The organism is Leifsonia sp. fls2-241-R2A-40a, assembly GCF_030209575.1.
Classification (GTDB): Bacteria; Actinomycetota; Actinomycetes; order Actinomycetales; family Microbacteriaceae; genus Leifsonia.
In genome coordinates this window covers 41,606-58,796 of the sequence record NZ_JARVRS010000001.1, presented here as the reverse complement: position 1 = coordinate 58,796, position 17,191 = coordinate 41,606, and the positions used below count along the sequence as shown (strand labels likewise).

Genomic DNA, 17,191 nt, shown 5'->3' with positions numbered 1-17,191 from the left:
CCCCGCTCGCGTTCTCTGTCGGCGGACGCCGATAGCGTGAAAGGCATGATCGCTCGAGGCTTCCGGATGCGCGCTCCGGGCACCCTCGCATCCACCGCCGTCGCGCTCGACGCGGCCCAGTCCGAGGTGCTCGGGCTGCCGGACGGCACCTCCGCGGCAGTGCTGGGCGCACCGGGCACGGGCAAGACCAGCACCCTGGTCGAGGCGATGGCCGAGCGGGTCCTCGACCGGGGCTACGGCACGGACGAGGTGCTCGCTCTGAGCGCCTCCCGCACGGCCGCCACCGCCCTGCGCGACCGTGTCGCGCTGCGACTCGGCGTGCCGACGAACGGCCCCCTCGCCCGCACGGCGACATCCCTCGCGTTCCAGCTGGTGGGGGAGCGCGCGCGTCGCGACGGTCTCGAGCCGCCGCGGTTGCTCACCGGCGGCGAGCAGGACCAGATCATCGCCGAACTGCTCAGCGGCCACATGGAGGACGGATCCGGTCCGGTCTGGCCCGAGCCGCTGGTGGAGGAGGTGCGTGCCCTCCGTGGGTTCCGGACCGAGCTGCGCGAGCTGATGGCGCGCTGCGCAGAGAGGGGCGTCTCGGCGTCCCGCCTCTCCGAGCTCGGTGCGATCACGGGGCACGACGAATGGCGCGCGGCCGCGCGGTTCATGGCCGAGTACCAGCTCGTCGTGGACAGCTACCGCGGCGGCTTCGTCGACTCCGCCGAACTCATCGCGTCGGCGGTGACCGTCGTCCGCGACGGGAGCTCGCTCGACCGGCTGCGGGTCGTGTTCGTCGACGACCTGCAGGAGGCGACGGTCGCGACGCTCGCGCTGCTGCGCGCGCTCGCCCGGCGCGGCGTCGCGGTCGTCGCCTTCGGCGATCCGGACGTCGCGTCCACCACATTCCGCGGGGCCGAGGCCACGGCGCTCGGGCAGCTCGAGGCACGACTCGGCGTGCCGGTGTCGCGGTTCGTGCTGACGACCGCCCACCGGCAGACCCCGACCCTCCGTGAGCTCACGGCGCGCGCCACCGAGCGGATCGGTGCGGCCGCGGCCGGGGTGCAGCGCATGGCGGCAGCGGGTCGGCCGGATCCGAAGCCTACGTCGGAGGAGGCGGAGACCCGTCCCGAGGTGGTTCGGCTCGTCGCCGTGTCGGCGCCGAGCGAGGCGGCGCGGCTCGCGCGCAAACTCCGGGAACGGCACCTGCTCGACGGAGTCCCGTGGAGCGACATGGCCGTCATCGTGCGCTCCGGCGCCCACGTGCCCGCGCTCTCGCGGGCCCTCGCGGTCGCGGAGGTGCCCACCACGACCAGCATCGCCGGGCGGCCGCTGCGCGACGACTTCGCGGCACGGCAGCTGGTGACCATCGCCGGCGTCCAGCTGGGTTCCCTCGAGCTCACGCCGCTCGTCGCCACCGAGCTGCTGCTCGGTCCTTTCGGCGGGCTCGACAGCATCAGCCTGCGACGCCTGCGGCTGGCGCTCCGCCAGGAGGAGCTCGCCGGCGACGGCAACCGCCCGGGCGACGAACTGCTCGTGGAGGCGCTGCAGCATCCCGCCCATCTGGCCACCATCGATGCCTCGCCCGCCCGGCGCGCGGGGCGCCTGGCGGAGACCCTGCGCTCCGGTCGCGAGAAGGCCGCGGCAGGGGCCTCCATCGAGGAACTCCTCTGGCACGTCTGGGAGCGCAGCGGGCTGGCCGCGCGCTGGCTCGAGCACTCGGAGCGCACCGGCATCGTCGCCGACGAGGCGAACCGCCACTTGGACGGCGTGGTCGCCCTCTTCACCGCCGCGCGCCGCTTCGTCGAGCGCTACCCGGAGCGGCCGGCCTCCGACTTCGTCGTTGAACTGCTGGGTGCGGAGGTGCCGGAGGACACTCTCGCCGCCCGCACCGCGGGCGACGCCGTGCTGGTCTGCACGCCGAGCGCTGCCATTGGCCAAGAGTTCGAGGTCGTCGCGGTCGCCGGCCTGCAGGAGAGCGTGTGGCCGAACCTCCGACTTCGCGGCTCGCTGCTGCATCCCCAGGAACTCGCCGACGCGGTGGAGGGCCGGGCCACCGAGACGGAGGACGAACGGGCCGAGGTGCTCGGCGACGAGCTGCGGATGTTCGCCCTCGCCGTGTCCCGGGCCCGCGGCCAGGTCATCCTGACCGCCACGGCGAACGACGACGAGCAGCCGTCCCCGTTCCTCCGTCTCGCGGGCGAGCTCGCGTTCGACGACCCGGACGACGGCGCCCATCCGCTGTCCCTGCGCGGCATGGTCGGCCGGCTGCGGCGCCGGCTGGTGACCACGGGAGCGCCGGATGCGGCGGAGGCGCTCGCCCGCCTGGCGGACGCCGAGGTCGAGGGCGCCGATCCGGCGTCCTGGTACGGACTGCTCGAGCCGTCGACCAGCGAGCCGCTGGTCGACCTCGATGACCCCGAGGCGATGGTCCGGGTGTCGCCGTCGCGGCTGGAGACGTTCGAGAAGTCGCCGCTCGCCTGGTTCATCGACACGATGGCCGCGTCGCCGAGCGGCCTGGCCGCCGGGATCGGCACCGTCGTCCACGCCGTGATGGAGGAGGCGAGCACCAGCGACGAACGCGACCTCAGCATCGAGCGACTGTGGCAGGGCATCGAGCGGCGCTGGGGCGAGCTGGCGTTCGAGTCCCCGTGGCTGGAGGAGAAGGAGCGCCGCCGCACGCGGACGCTCACCGCGGGCGTCTCCGAGTACCTGCGCGACTTCGAGCGTGCCGGCGGGGTGCTCCTCGGTTCCGAGGGCGCGTTCGAGTTGCGCGTCGGTCGGGCGCTCGTGCGCGGCACCATCGACCGGGTCGAGCACACCCCCGACGGGACGGTCGTCATCGTCGACCTGAAGACCGGCAACCGCACGCCGACCGCCGCGGAGGCGGCGGAGCACGCCCAACTCGGCGCCTACCAGCTCGCGCTGGAGCACGGCGTGATCGAGCAGGCGGCGGAACTGCCCTCGGGCGGGGCGAAGCTGCTCTTCGTCGCCAAGGGAGTCCGCGGGAAGGGCTACCGGGAGGTCGCGCAGGATCGCGTCGACGACGAGGGACTGGAGCGGCTGCGCGAGCGCGTCGCGCGCGCTGCGGAGGGGATGGCCGCCGCCGGATTCGCGGGCGTGGTCGACCTCGGCGAACGCGACCCGCACGGCAAGTACGAGTACCGCATCCACCTGGTGCCTGCGGTGAGCGCGGGAGGGGGAGCATGACCGACGAAGCGACGCACGTCGACGACGAGGGCCTCCTGGAGTGGGCGACCGAGCAGGCCGGGCTGGACCTGGTGGAGCAGGCGTTCTCGCTGGCGGAGGAGGAGGCGGAGACCTCCGACGATCGCCGGCGCCCGGCGCGGGCCATCAGCGCGGTGGCCATCGCGGACGCCCTCGGGCTGCCGACGCCGACACCCCAGCAGCAGGCGGTCATCGAGGCGCCGCTGCGCCCGGCCATCGTGGTGGCGGGTGCGGGCAGCGGCAAGACGGAGACCATGGCGAACCGGGTCGTCTGGCTGCTCGCGAACGGCCACGTCCGGGTGCCCGAGATCCTCGGGCTGACGTTCACCCGCAAGGCCGCGGGCGAGCTGGCCGGGCGCATCCGCACGCGCATCGAGCAACTCGTCGCCTCGGGTGTGACCGAGGTGGAGTTCGACCCCTTCGAAGCCCCGGAGGTCGCCACCTACAACGCCTTCGCCAACGCCATCTTCCGCGAGAACGCGCTGCTGATCGGCCGGGAGCCGGAGTCGGCGGTCCTGAGCGAGGCGTCGGCCTGGCAGCTCGCGCGCCGGCTCGTCGTGACGAGCACCGACGACCGCCTGGTGGAACTCGACCGGGGAGTCGAGGCCGTGACCAGTGCGGTCGTCGCGCTCAGCAGGGCCCTCAGCGAGAACGTCGCCGATGCCTCCGACGTCGAACGCATGGTCGAGCAGTTCGGCCGCATCGCCGAGCTGCCGACCGGCAACAGCCGGATCAAGGAGGTGTACGCCAGCGTCCGCTCGGCGGTCGAAGCGGTCGGCTCCCTTCCGCCGCTGCTCGATCTCGCGCGGGCGTTCGCCGACGAGAAGCGGCGCCGCGGCTTCGTCGAGTACTCCGATCAGGTGGCGCTCGCCCTGAGCGTCTGCGAGCGGTTGCCCGAGGTGGTCGCCGACTACCGGCGCCGCTACCGCGTGGTGCTGCTCGATGAGTACCAGGACACCTCCGTCGTCCAGACGCGTCTCCTCTCCACGCTGTTCGCCGGCCGGCCGGTGATGGCCGTCGGCGACCCGCACCAGTCGATCTACGGCTGGCGCGGCGCGAGCGCCGCGAACCTGGGCCGGTTCTCCGCCGACTTCACCGGGGAGCGCGCCGGAGCCGACGGCTCCGCGGACGAGTACGCGCTCAGCACCAGCTGGCGCAACCCGACCCGGGTGCTGGATGCGGCCAACGTGCTGGTCGCGCCTCTTACGGCCGCCTCGCCCGTGCCGGTGGAGAAACTGCAGCCCCGCCCGGGCGCGGTGGCCGGCGAGCTGTCGGCGGTGTTCGAGCAGACGGTCGCCGACGAGGCCGAGACGGTCGCGCGCTGGCTCGGCGCACGGCTCGGCGAGCGCGATGGCACGGGCGCACCGCCGAGCGCGGCGATGCTGTGCCGGTCCCTGAAGAAGATCGACGTGTTCACCGCTGCTCTCGCGCGGCACGGCATCCCGTATCACGTGCTCGGGCTGGGCGGGCTGCTGGAGCAGCCGGTGATCGCCGACCTCGTCAGCGCGCTGCGGGTCATGCACGATCCGACCGCGGGATCCGAACTGATCCGCCTGCTGACGGGCGCCAAGTGGCGCGTCGGAGCGAAGGACATCGCCGTCCTGCGGGACGTCGCCTCGTGGCTCGCCGAGCGCGACCACCGCTTCCAGCGGCTCGAGCCGGAGCTGCGGGACCGCCTGAGGCGGTCGGTCGCGGGGGAGGAGTCCGCCTCCCTTGTGGATGCGCTCGACTTCGTCGTCGAAGCACCCGACGGGCACGGCCGGCTGGCCGGATTCAGCCCGGAGGGCCTCGAGCGGATGCGCGACGCCGGACGGCGGCTCGACCACCTCCGCTCCCGCGTCGGGCTCGACCTGCTCGACCTGGTCACCCTGGTGCAGCAGGAGCTGCTGCTCGACATCGAGGTCGCCGCGAATGAGACCGCTCAGTTGGGGCAGGCCAGCCTCGACGCCTTCGCCGAGCAGGTCGCCTCCTACCTCGCGGCCGACGACCAGGCCACCCTGGGATCCTTCCTGTCCTGGCTCGCCGAAGCCGAACAGCGCGACAACCTGGCGCCGCGGAGCGAGGAGCCGGAGCCGGGCACGGTGCAGATCCTGACCATCCACGGCGCGAAGGGGCTGGAGTGGGACGTCGTGGCCGTCCCGCGACTGGTCGACGGCGAGCTCCCCGGGCCTCCGCAGAGCCGCAAGGGCTGGCTCGCGTTCGGGCAGCTGCCCAACGAGTTCCGCGGAGACTCGGCCGAGCTGCCGGTCATCGCCTGGCGCACGGCCGAGTCGCAGAAGGACGTCAACGATTCGATCGCGGAGTTCGAAGCGGAGAACCTGGCGCGGCACCTCGACGAGCAGCGCCGCCTGATCTACGTCGCGGTCACCCGAGCGAGGGTGCGACTGCTGCTCTCGGGCTCGTACTGGTCGACGCAGACGCGGCCCCGGGGACCGGGGGCATACCTGCTCGAACTTCAGCAGGCCGGTCTGCTGCCCGAGGATGCGTTCCCCGACTGCGACGAGCCCGACGAGAACCCGCTGGCGCTCACCACGGCGACGGTGATGTGGCCGCTGGAGCCGCTCGGGTCGCGCCGCAGCCGGGTCGAGGCGGCGGCCGAGGCCGTGCGCCGGGCGCGCGAGCGCGGCCCGGCCGACGGCGGCGTGTACGCGCGCGACCTCGACCTCCTGCTCGCCGAGCGCACCCGCCAGTCGCAGGAAGCGGGTCTGGTCGAGCTGCCCGCGCGCATCCCGGCGTCCCGGTTCAAGGACTACGTGAGCGACCCGGGCTCCGTCGCCGCGTCGCTGCGGCGCCCCATGCCCGAGCGTCCGTACCGCCAGACCCGCCTCGGGACGCTGTTCCACCACTGGGTCGAGGCGCGTTTCGGCACCCTGGCGGGGTCCGCCGACGAGCTCGACGCGCACCCCGCCGAGTCCGACGACCTCGCGGGCGACGTGCTCGAGGCGGAGCGGTTCGAGGAGCTGAAGGCGACGTTCGACCGGAGCGAATGGTCGGGCCGGCGTCCGGAAGAGGTCGAGCTAGAGATCCACATCACGCTCGCCGGCCAGGTCGTGGTCTGCAAGCTGGATGCGGTGTACCGCGCAGAAGACGGAGCCCACGACTTCCAGATCGTCGACTGGAAGACGGGGAAGGCTCCGCGCGACGCGGAAGACCTCGAGCGCAAGCAGCTGCAGCTGGCGCTGTACCGGCTGGCGTTCGCGCGTTACGCGGGCATCGACCCGGAGCGCATCGACGCCGTCTTCTACTTCGTCGCCGACGACCGCGTGGTGCGGCCCGAGCGGCTCTACGCCGAAGAGGAGCTGACGTCGCTCTGGTCGTCGGCCACCGGCTTCATCCCGCCCGAGCGGCGGTAGCCGTCCGGTCGGTCACCGGGGGTGCGGTCGAGCATGGCCTCGACATCGCCGACGGCCATGATCGGGCCGGTCGCGGTCGACAGGGCGTTCATCGAGTTGCTGTGCACCCGATCCACGAGTCCGTCGAGCATCTCGACCGCGTCGTCGACGATCGACTGGTCGCGGACCTCACGGCCGTGGAGCAGCCAGCGTGCGACCTCGAGCTCCGCGTACAGCATGGCGCGCTGCGTGAACTGACGGTCGGTCGCGACCTGACGGGTGGATGCGTAGGCTCCGAGCGCTCCGTCGGTCGCGTCGGGGTTCATGGCGAGCAGCCAGTGCAGGTCGCGCGCCGGATCCCCGACCCGCAGCGCGGACCAGCCGAGGACAGCGGTGACGACGTCGCGATCGACGAGGAACGAGTCGGCGGTCAGCGACCCGTTGATGACGGTCGGCTGGAACTGCCAGATGGAGTGGTCGGCCGCGGCATCCCGCCACCGGTCGCGCAGCGCCGTGGGCAGCAGCCCGGTGGATGCGGCGGACTCGATCACCGAGTTCGCGGCGGTCAGGCACTCGGCCGCGGACATCACCGGCAGTCCCGCCTCCCCGACGAACGCCGTGGGAAGAGCGTGGATGGCCGCGATGGCGTGCCCGATGGAGCCGGCCAGGCCGTCGCCCGGCGGCACCTCCTCGACGGCGATGTGCTCACCGGAGAGGAACTCGTAGACGACAGCGCGGGTCCCGGCCACCGGCGCCTGGCCGAGGTAGCGGGGCACGTCGAAAGGCAGCCGGCTGCGGATGCCGGTGGTCAGTGCGCGGAGCGCGACGAGGTCGGCGCTCTGCTCGGTCTCGGCGATCTGGGAGGTGGGCACGCGCACGATCACCGTGGAGCCGTCCCGCGTCGTCAGCAGCGCGGAGTCGAAGTCGCCTGCGCCGCCGTGGCTGAAGCTGCGGGCGCCCGAGACGTCGAGGTCGGGGACGGCCGAGGTGGCCAGCGCGGCTAGAGTGAAGTGGGATCTGGCCATGCACCTAGGCTAATTGGACCTCCCTGCGACGGCCGTCCGCCACGCCCCGAAAGGACCTCGATGTCGTCCGCCCCGACTCCCACCCTGCCTCTCGCCGCTCTGCCGCTGTCGCGGCACGCGACCGACCGTGACCACGCGGCGCGCTCGCGTCCCGCGCTGTTCGACGAGCTGTGGCAGGAGCCGACGACGCGGGTGCTGGCGTTGTGGAAGGGTCGCGCGCTGCTGACTCCCGCGAGCGTCGAGGCGGCGACTCCGGCGGCCGACGGCTGGTCGTCTCCGGACGCCGGTCCCGCCGAGCTCGACCTGCTGCCGGTGGACCGAGTGACGTCCGCGCTGATCCGCGTCTATCTCGGCCGCACCACCGTGGCCTCGGGCAGTGAGCCCGCGGGCACTCCCGTCGTCTTGCACGTGCTCACGGACGCCGCCGCGCAGGAGCTCGAACCGGACGAAGCCCGCTGGGGCAACCTCCGCACGGTCGCGACCGCGCTCAGCGACCGCGACGCCGGGCTGTTCACCGAGGCGCTCGCCATGGCGAACTGGCACGCCTCGCACACCAACTGCCCGCGCTGCGGGTCGCCGACCGTTGTGGAGCAGGCGGGATGGGTCCGCCGCTGCCTCGAGGACGGCTCGGAGATCTTCCCGCGGACCGACCCCGCCGTCATCGTCACCGTGCTGGATGACGACGACCGCCTGCTGCTCGGCTCCAACGCCATGTGGGAGAACTCCCGCTACTCGCTGCTCGCCGGCTTCGTCGAGCCGGGGGAGTCGTTCGAGGCGGCCGTGGAGCGCGAGATGTTCGAGGAGGCCGGCATCCGCGTCACCGACGCCCGCTACAAGGGATCGCAGCCCTGGCCGTTCCCCGCATCGGTGATGGTGGGGATGACGGCCCGGCTCGCCCACGACCAGGCGGCGAACGAACTCGACCCGGACGGCGAGGAGATCCTCGACGTGCGCTGGTTCAGCCGCGAGGAGCTGTGGGAGGCGCGCGAGCAGATCATCCTGCCGGGGCGCTCCTCGATCGCGCGCGCCCTCATCGAGGACTGGTACGGCGGCCCGCTCGACGAGCCGCCCGCGTCGTGAGCACCGCGCTGTCCGGCCCGGACGCTCTGCTGGCCGGTCTGGATGCGCAGCAGCGGGTGGCGGCGGAGGCGCTGTTCGGCCCCGTCTGCATCCTCGCCGGCGCCGGCACGGGCAAGACCCGCGCGATCACGCACCGGATCGCGTATGGAGTGGCCTCCGGTGCGTACGCACCGAACCGCGTGATGGCCCTGACTTTCACCGCGCGCGCGGCCGCCGAGCTGCGCGGCCGCCTGCGGCAGCTGGGCGCGGGCGGCGTCTCCGCCCGCACGTTCCACTCCGCCGCGCTCGCGCAGCTCAACTACTTCTGGCCCCAGGTGGTCGGCGGCCAGCTCCCGTCGGTGCTGGACGGCAAGGGCCGCGTGCTCGGACACGCGGCCGAGCGGCTCCGCGTCAAGGTGGACACCGCCACGCTGCGCGATGTCGCGGCGGAGGTCGAGTGGCGCAAGGTCTCGGGCCTCACCATCGAGCAGTACACCGCCGCCGGCCGTCCCACTCCCGGGTCGCTCAGCGAGCAGCAGGTGGCCGACCTGCTCCAGAGCTACGAGGACCTCAAGGACGAGCGCAAGCAGATCGACTTCGAGGATGTGCTGCTCGCCTGCGCCGGGATGATCGAGTCGGAGCCGTCGGTCGCGCTGCAGGTGAGGGAGCAGTACCGCTTCTTCGTGGTGGACGAGTACCAGGACGTCTCGCCGCTGCAGCACCAGCTCCTGAAGCTGTGGCTCGGCACCCGCAACGACCTGTGCGTCGTCGGCGACGCCAGCCAGACCATCTATTCGTTCGCGGGAGCCCGCAGCGAGTACCTCCTCGGGTTCGAGCGGGAGTATCGCGGTGCGACCGTGCTGCGGCTGGAGCAGAACTATCGCTCCACGCCCGCGGTGATCGACACCGCGAACCGGCTCATGCGCGGACGGTCCGGTGCGCTGACCCTGCGCCCGGCCGAGGCGGGCGGGCACGCGGACGGGACGGATGCGGTCGTTCCCGAGCCCGCCGCGTACGAGGACGACCGTGCCGAGGCCCGGGCCGTCGCCGAACAGATCGCCGCCGAGCTGGCGGCGGGCGCCCGGCCCGAGCACATCGCGATCCTCTACCGCGTGAACGTCCAGTCCGCGGTGCTGGAACAGGCGCTCGGCGACCGGGGGATCAGCTACCAGATCCGCGGCTCGAAGCGATTCTTCGACCTGCCCGAGGTGCGGCAGGCCGTCATGTCGCTGCGCGCGGCCAGCCTGGCTGCGACCGACGACCCGCTCTTCAAGTCTGTCAGCGACGTGCTGCGGTCGCTCGGCTGGTCCGTCCAGCCTCCGGAGGCCCGCGGCGCCGTCCGGGAGCGCTGGGAGTCGCTCAACGCGATCATGGGATTGGTCGACGAGCAGCCGCCGAATCAGACGCTGCGCGGCTTCACCGACGAACTGCTCGCCCGGCAGGCGGGTCAGCACGAGCCGACCATGTCGGCCGTGACGCTGGCGACGCTTCACGCGGCGAAGGGACTCGAGTGGCCCTCGGTCTACCTGGTCGGCCTGAGCGAGGGGCTCGTCCCGATCAGCTACGCGGGCACGTTCGAGCAGGTGGATGAGGAACGCCGCCTGCTCTACGTCGGCATCACCCGGGCACGCAGGCGCCTGCGCCTCAGCTGGTCGGCGCGCGGCAACCAGCCGGGGCGTCCCTCCCTGCGCCAGCCGTCCCGGTTCCTCGCCGAACTGCGGCCGGCGCTCACCCGGGAAGCGCAAGGCACCCGCACTCCGGGTGCGGATCCCACGCCCGGCTGACCCACTCCGCTCCACCCTGCTCGAGCCGCCAGCTGACCGCGACCGGCGGCGCCGGACCCGTGTCGGCGCGTCGACCCGTCGGCAGCGCGAGCACCTCCGCGACCGCGGTGGCGGCCCGGGCTGCGGCCGCGACCGCGGTGGGCGTCCCGTCACCCGGCGGCGGAAGAGAGTGCAGCTGCGTCGCCATCGCGGGCCACGCCGCATCCGCATCCGTCCGGTGCAGGTCGAGACACCGCAGGCACGGCCCCCGGCCGGGATGCACGAACGGCCCGACCGTGACACCCGCGTCGCTGAGCACGACGGCGAGGTGCGGCACATCGCGCCGCAGCCACCGCACGTGCCGCTGCGGCGCGACCGCGTAGGACGCGACGATGACCGCGGCGTCGGCCCGCTCGACCGCCGGATCCGACCAGCGGAGCCCGCTGAGCACGTCCGCCCCCGCTTCTGCGAGCATCCGCGCGACGGACGCGGCCGTCGCCCCGGCGCCGTCCAGCACCACCAGCGGCGTCGGCAGAGGCAGGGGAGGTTCGGCGCTCCGGAGCACCGGCGCGACCAGCGCGAGCAGGTCCTCCACCGCCCCGGGCGGCGCTCCCGCGCGGCTGGCGATCAGACGGAGCCCGTCGTGCGTCACTCCCGCGGCGAGGGCGGCCAGCATCCGTTCTTCGGCCGCGCTGACCGAGTCGAGCACCAGCACGGCGCGGTCGACGCCGAACTGCAGGCTCTGCGGTGTACGCCAGACGCGCTGGATGCGGGGATCAAGAAGCAGGGTCACTCCGGAATCCTGCACGACACCGACGCCCGATCGGCCCTTCTCCACAGCCCGGCCCGAAGCAGCCGGCCTGTGGATGCGGGAGCAGCAGGTGAGGCCCGGGTCAGCTTTCGGTGGGCCGGTCGCGGTCGTCGCGCAGCAGATCCTCGATCGCCTGGTCGAGCGCATCCTGCTCCGGCAACTGGCCGGTCGCGGCTGCGGTGAGCCGGGCCACCAGGGCCGACGGGTCGTCGAGGTCGGAGGACTGCGGCAGGAGGTCCGGGTGCGACCAGAGGTCGTCGCGCGCGTCCATCCCGACGGCCTCGGTCACGGCCTGCCACATGGCCGCGGCGTCGCGCAGCCGGCGCGGCCGCAGCTCGAGACCGACCAGCGTCGAGAACGCCGACTCCGCCGGGCCGCCGGACGCCCGGCGACGGCGCACCGTCTCGGCGATGGCGTCGGCGCGGGGGAGCAGCCGCGTGGCGTTGGCCGTCACGACGTCGACCCAGCCCTCGACCAGGGCGAGCACCGTCTCCAGGCGCGCGAGCGCCTCCTGCTGCTCCTCCGTCCGTGGCGGGATGAGCCGTCCGCTGACCATGGCTTCGCGCAGCTCGTCGGGGTTCGACGGGTCGAAGTTCTCCGCCAGCGACTCCAGGGCATCGGTGTCGATGGTGATGCCCTTGGCGAAGGCGGTGATCTGGGTGATCAGCTGCAGCCGCAGCCACTTCGCCTGGCGGAACAGGCGCGCGTGCGCGAGCTCGCGCACCGCCAGGTACAGCTGGATCTGGTCGGCGGGGATGTCGAGGCCGTCGCCGAACTCGGCGATGTTCTGCGGGATGAGTGCAGCGGCGCCGTCCGGCAGCAGCGGGATGCCGATGTCGCCGCCCGAGACGACCTCCTTCGAGAGCTGGCCGACCACCTGGCCGAGCTGCATGGCGAACAGGGCGCCGCCGATGGAGCGCATGACCTGGCCGGCGTTCTGCAGCATCGCCTGCATCTCCTCCGGCGCCTGCTCGGCCAGCACCCGCGTCAGGGCGTCGGAGATGCTCAGGGCCACCGGCTCGGCCAGCTGGGTCCATAGCGGCATCGTCTGGCGCGCCCACTCGGCACGGCCGATGAGCTCGGGGGAGGCGCTGAGCCCGGCGACACCGGTCGCCTGGTCGAGCCAGAGCGCTGCGACGTGGAAGGCCTGGTCGAGGGAGGCGCGCTCGGCCGGGGTGACCGCATGCCCGCCGTCGGAGGCGAGCTGGCGCGCCTGCTGCTCCGCGATGTCCCAGTTGATGCCGCCGCCCGGGTTCATCAGCGCGTTCTGCAGCTGACCGAGCAGGGCCTGGATGCTGGCGGGATCGTTTGGCAGACCGGCCGCGCCGGCGAGGCGGCTCGGGTCGATCGACGCGCCGTTCCCCGACAGGAACTGGTTCAGCATGTCGCGGAACTCGTCGTCGTCCCGCTCCTCGTTCTGGTCGTCGGCCATCGTCGCGTCCCTACTTCTCGAAGTGAGCCGGCCGTCCGGTGAAGCTGCCGTCGGGCTCGGCTCCAGGCTTGTCATCTACGCTAGCCGCTGGCACCGGGGAGGCGAGTGAGAATTGGCCTATGCTCGCATCCGGGCCGTGCGCCAGTGGCGAACACGCCCGGGAGCCGCATCCACCGCCGCCGGCACACAGATCGAGAGGACGGCCCCGTGACTCTGTACAGCGACGAGGACCCGACGCTGCAGCAGGACCGCGTGAAGGTGGCGCCCCCGCGCCGCGTCATCATCGGCTGGGTGGCGATCGCCGTCGCCATCGTCCTGGCGCTCGTGCTCGCGCTCGTGCCGGCCCCCTTCGTGATCGAGCAGCCGGGCCCCGTGTTCAACACCCTCGGCACCGACCAGAGGGTCGGCGCGCCGCCGAGCGACGATGCGAAGCCGCTCATCACCATCTCCGGAGAGAAGACCTATCCGACCTCCGGCTCCCTCGACCTGCTCACCGTGTCGGTGGTCGGCAACCCCGAGCAGCGCCCGTCGTGGCTGGAGATCGCCGGCGCCTGGTTCCAGCCGAGCAAGGCCGTCCTGCCGCTCGAGACCGTCTTCCCTCCCGGGACGACGACCGAGCAGTCGAACGCCGAGAACGCGGCGCTGATGGTCGACTCGCAGCAGGATGCGATCGCCGCGGCGCTCAGCGAGCTGGGGTACACCTTCCCGGAGAACGTGGCCGTGAAACAGCTCATCAAGGGCACGCCGGCCGCCGAGGTGCTCAAGGTCGGCGACGAGATCACGTCGGTGAACGGCGAGAAGATCTCGAGCGTGGATGCGCTCCGCGAGGCCGTGAAGAAGAACGGCACGGACAAGGCGGCCGAACTCGGCATCGTGCGCGACGGTGCGGCATCCACCGTCTCCATCACCCCGATCGAGTCGCAGGGCCAGGTCGTGCTGGGCATCGGCGCCGGGATGGACTACACCTTTCCGTTCGACGTCAAGATCCAGTTGAACAACGTGGGCGGCCCGAGCGCCGGCCAGATGTTCGCCCTCGGGATCATGGACAAGCTGACCCCCGACTCGCTCACCGGCGGCAAGCGGATCGCGGGCACCGGGACGATCGACAACGCGGGGGAGATCGGGCCGATCGGGGGCATCCGGCAGAAGATGTACGCCGCTCGGGACACCGGAGAGGCGAGCTACTTCCTCGCGCCGGCGTCGAACTGCGACGAGGTGACGGGCCACATCCCGTCGGGGCTGAAGGTGTTCGCGGTGAAGACCCTGGACGACTCGCTCAAGGTGCTGAAGGCCGTGCGCGACGGAGCGAGCACCTCGGGCCTGCCCACGTGCCCCGCCGGTTGATCCGACGGCACGGCGCGCGCGGTCATAGCCACACCGCAGCGTTCTCCAAGCGTCGGCTGCCTAGGATGGTTCTCATCCCCGCCACGCGAGACCAAGAGGGCCATACGTGAGTTCAACAGCAGCAGCTCGACCCCCAGGCCGCCGTCGCGCGGCCGTCTGGATCACTCTCGGGGTGATCGTCGCGGTCGTCATCCTGTTCTTCGTGTTCGCCGGGCTGTACGCCGACATCCTCTGGTACTCGCAGCTCGGGTATCTCAAGGTGCTGACGACCCAGTGGTTCGCCGGCATCGCCATGTTCTTCATCGGGTTCCTCGGCATGGCGCTCCCGCTGTGGCTGTCGATCCAGCTCGCCTACCGTCTGCGGCCGGTCTACGCGAAGCTCAACTCGCAGCTCGACCGGTACCAGCAGGTCATCGAGCCGCTGCGCCGTCTGGCGATGTACGGCATCCCGATCGTCTTCGGCATCTTCGCGGGCGTCTCGGCCGCGAGCCGCTGGCAGACGGCGGCGATGTGGCTGAACGGGACCGCGTACGGCAAGACCGACCCGCTGTTCCACCTCGACATCGGCTTCTACCTGTTCGCGCTGCCGTTCTACCGCAGCGCGGTCGGCTTCGCGTCGGCCGTCGTGCTCATCTCGCTGCTCGCGACACTGGCGACCTGCTACCTGTACGGCTCGATCCGTGTGAGCGGCCGCGAGGTGCGCATCTCGCGGGCGGCGCGCGTCCAGATCTCCGTCATCTCGGCGCTCTACCTGCTGCTGCAGGGCATCAGCATCTGGCTCGACCGGTACGCGACCGTGACCGACTCCAACGTCAACGACATGATCAACGGCGCGGCCTATACGGACGTTAACGCCACCATCCCGGGCCGTGCTGTCCTGGCCGGGGCCGCCGTGTTCGTCGCCCTGCTCTTCATCGCGACCGCATTCGTCGGCCGCTGGCGCTTCCCGATGGTGGGCACGGCGCTCCTGATCGTGGCAGCCCTCGTGGTCGGCGCGATCGTCCCGTGGGTCGTGCAGCGCTTCCAGGTCGACCCGAGCCAGAAGACGCTCGAGTCCCCCTACGTCCAGCGCGGCATCGACTACACGCGCGAGGCCTACGACCTCAGCGACATCGAGACCATCCCGTACAACGCGAAGACGACGGCCGAGCAGGGAGCTCTCCGGCAGGACGCCCAGACGACCGCGCAGATCCGCATCCTCGACCCTGCGGTGGTCTCGCCGTCGTTCCGCCAGCTGCAGCAGTTCCGGCAGTACTACGCCTTCCCCGAGAAGCTCAACGTCGACCGCTACAAGCAGAACGGCCAGCTCCAGGATGCGGTGGTCGCCGTGCGCGAGCTGCAGCAGTCGGGGCTCGGCTCGGCTCGCAACTGGTTCAACGACACCATCGTCTACACCCACGGCTACGGCCTGGTGGCGGCCTACGGCAACCAGCGCTCGAGCGATGGACAGCCGGTCTTCATGGAGTCGGGCATCCCCACCACGGGCACGCTAGGCACCTACCAGCCGCGCATCTACTTCGGCGAGCAGTCGCCCACGTACTCGATCGTCGGAGCGCCGAAGGACAGCAAGTCCGTGGAGCTCGACTACCCCGGCGGTGACGACGGTGCACAGCAGACCTACACGACCTTCAGCGGCAACGGCGGGCCGAAGCTCGACAACATCTTCAAGCGGCTCGTCTACGCGCTGAAGTTCCAGGACGAGCAGATCGTGCTCTCGGACGCCGTCAACAGCAACTCGCAGATCCTCTACGACCGCGACCCGATCAAGCGCGTCCAGAAGGTGGCGCCGTACCTTACGCTCGACTCGCAGGCCTACCCGGCGGTCGTCGACGGCCGCGTCAAGTGGATCATCGACGGCTACACGACCAGCGACCAGTTCCCGTACTCGCACGTGGGCAGTCTGAGCGACGCGACCGCCGACAAGGACACCCCGAAGCCGGCGTACGCCTTCGACGACATCAACTACATCCGCAACTCGGTGAAGGCGACGGTCGACGCGTACAGCGGCGCCGTCACCCTCTACGCGTGGGACACCTCCGACCCGGTGCTGAAGACGTGGCAGAAGGTCTTCCCCTCGACGGTGAAGCCGGCGAGCGACATGAGCGCCCAGCTGATGAGCCACGTGCGGTACCCCTCCGACCTGTTCAAGGTGCAGCGCTCGGTGCTCGGCCAGTACCACGTGACCGACCCGGGTTCGTTCTACTCGCGCGAAGACGCCTGGACCACGCCGAACGACCCGACGTCGCCCTCCAGCAACCCGGCCCTTCAGCCGCCGTACTACCTGACGATGAAGATGCCGGGACAGACGGCGCCCGCCTTCTCGCTGTACTCGACCTTCATCCCGCAGGGGACGAGCGAGTCCAGTCGCTCGGTGCTGAAGGGCTACCTGTCGGTCGATGCCGATGCGGGCTCGACCAAGGGCGAGATCTCTCCCGGGTACGGAAAGATGCGCCTCCTGCAACTGCCGTCCGGCGACAGCATCCCCGGTCCAGGCCAGATGCAGAACCAGTTCGACTCCGATCCGACCGTCTCCACGCAGCTGAACCTGCTGCGCCAGGGTAAATCGGAGGTCATCAACGGCAACCTGCTGACGCTGCCCGTCGGTGGCGGTCTGCTCTACGTGCAGCCGGTGTACGTCCGGTCGTCGGGCGAGACCAGCTACCCGCTGCTGCAGAAGGTGCTGGTCGCCTTCGGCGACAAGATCGAGTTCGAGGACACGCTCGACCAGGCTCTGGATGCGCTGTTCGGCGGCGACTCGGGTGCCACGGCGGGCGACAACAATGTCCCGTCCAGCGGCGCCACGGGTGGCACCGGCCAGACCGGCAGCGGCACCGGGGGAGGCCAGCAGACCGGCGGAGGCTCGACCGGCGGCTCGTCGGCGGGGAACGCCGCTCTGCAGGAAGCGCTGCAGCGCGCCAACCAGGCGCTGTCCGACAGCCAGGCGGCGCTGAAGTCCGGCGACTGGCAGGCGTACGGCGAGGCGCAGAAGCGCCTGCAGCAGGCGATCTCCGACGCGGTGGCAGCGGAGGGCAAGCCCGCCGCGAAGTGATGCCTGCCGTATCGACGGCATGAGCCAGACGGCCCGCGCGGTTCTCCGCGCGGGCCGTCTCTATGCTCGGGCACCGTGCGAAGTCCCGTCGCGGACGCACCGCGGATGTGCATCCGAGGCCCCACGAGTGCGCCTAACGCATACGAAACATCGTCGCGCTCTT

General features: G+C 71.6%; 9 protein-coding genes. 6 read left to right on the top strand and 3 right to left on the bottom strand.

All coding sequences use genetic code 11. From position 1 onward, the window contains the following. Window positions 1-45 precede the first annotated feature (45 nt). Entirely contained in the window at window positions 46-3,195 is a 3,150-nt protein-coding gene (locus QRN40_RS00275; protein ID WP_285113374.1) for an ATP-dependent helicase, read from the top strand. Further along, a complete protein-coding gene (locus tag QRN40_RS00270) occupies window positions 3,192-6,566 on the top strand; it encodes an ATP-dependent helicase (RefSeq protein WP_285113372.1) in 3,375 nt (1,124 codons plus the stop codon). The genes QRN40_RS00275 and QRN40_RS00270 overlap by 4 nt, the downstream gene beginning before the upstream one ends. On the opposite strand, the gene QRN40_RS00265 is transcribed toward QRN40_RS00270, so the two are convergent. Then, complete coding sequence (locus QRN40_RS00265) at window positions 6,497-7,570, bottom strand: phosphotransferase (RefSeq protein ID WP_285113370.1); 1,074 nt, start codon at window positions 7,568-7,570, stop codon at window positions 6,497-6,499. The two genes, QRN40_RS00270 and QRN40_RS00265, sit on opposite strands and share 70 nt — an antisense overlap. A 60-nt stretch (window positions 7,571-7,630) precedes the next feature. On the opposite strand from QRN40_RS00265, the gene nudC reads away from it, so the two are divergent. Both nudC and QRN40_RS00255 read left to right on the top strand, forming a co-directional pair. Next, the gene (gene nudC, locus QRN40_RS00260; protein ID WP_285113367.1) at window positions 7,631-8,650 is read left to right on the top strand and encodes an NAD(+) diphosphatase; all 1,020 of its coding nucleotides are present in this window, start codon (window positions 7,631-7,633) and stop codon (window positions 8,648-8,650) included. Beyond that, on the top strand, window positions 8,647-10,413 hold the full coding sequence (locus QRN40_RS00255; protein WP_285113366.1) for an ATP-dependent helicase: 1,767 nt from the start codon (window positions 8,647-8,649) through the stop codon (window positions 10,411-10,413). The genes nudC and QRN40_RS00255 overlap by 4 nt, the downstream gene beginning before the upstream one ends. Here QRN40_RS00255 and QRN40_RS00250 read toward each other — a convergent pair. Then, on the bottom strand, window positions 10,358-11,185 hold the full coding sequence (locus QRN40_RS00250; protein ID WP_285113363.1) for a hypothetical protein: 828 nt from the start codon (window positions 11,183-11,185) through the stop codon (window positions 10,358-10,360). The two genes, QRN40_RS00255 and QRN40_RS00250, sit on opposite strands and share 56 nt — an antisense overlap. Window positions 11,186-11,285: 100 nt before the next feature. Then, window positions 11,286-12,635 carry a zinc-dependent metalloprotease gene (locus QRN40_RS00245; protein ID WP_285113362.1) on the bottom strand — a complete coding sequence of 450 codons (1,350 nt, stop codon included), beginning with the start codon at window positions 12,633-12,635 and terminating at the stop codon, window positions 11,286-11,288. Between the two features lie 207 nt (window positions 12,636-12,842). Here QRN40_RS00245 and QRN40_RS00240 point away from each other — a divergent pair, with 207 nt between their 5' ends. Both QRN40_RS00240 and QRN40_RS00235 read left to right on the top strand, forming a co-directional pair. Then, window positions 12,843-13,979, top strand: coding sequence for a YlbL family protein (locus tag QRN40_RS00240; RefSeq protein ID WP_285113360.1), 1,137 nt, complete (start codon window positions 12,843-12,845; stop codon window positions 13,977-13,979). A 106-nt stretch (window positions 13,980-14,085) separates the two neighbouring features. Further along, window positions 14,086-17,028 carry a UPF0182 family membrane protein gene (locus QRN40_RS00235; RefSeq protein ID WP_285113358.1) on the top strand — a complete coding sequence of 981 codons (2,943 nt, stop codon included), beginning with the start codon at window positions 14,086-14,088 and terminating at the stop codon, window positions 17,026-17,028. The last annotated feature ends 163 nt before the right edge of the window (window positions 17,029-17,191 follow it).

Bases quoted from the DNA above. Each gene is read 5' to 3' on its own strand.
- QRN40_RS00265 (WP_285113370.1), bottom strand. From the start codon at position 7,570: ATGGCCAGATCCCACTTCACTCTAGCCGCGCTGGCCACCTCGGCCGTC.
- QRN40_RS00245 (WP_285113362.1), bottom strand. From the start codon at position 12,635: ATGGCCGACGACCAGAACGAGGAGCGGGACGACGACGAGTTCCGCGAC.
- QRN40_RS00270 (WP_285113372.1), top strand. From the start codon at position 3,192: ATGACCGACGAAGCGACGCACGTCGACGACGAGGGCCTCCTGGAGTGG.
- QRN40_RS00275 (WP_285113374.1), top strand. From the start codon at position 46: ATGATCGCTCGAGGCTTCCGGATGCGCGCTCCGGGCACCCTCGCATCC.
- nudC (WP_285113367.1), top strand. From the start codon at position 7,631: ATGTCGTCCGCCCCGACTCCCACCCTGCCTCTCGCCGCTCTGCCGCTG.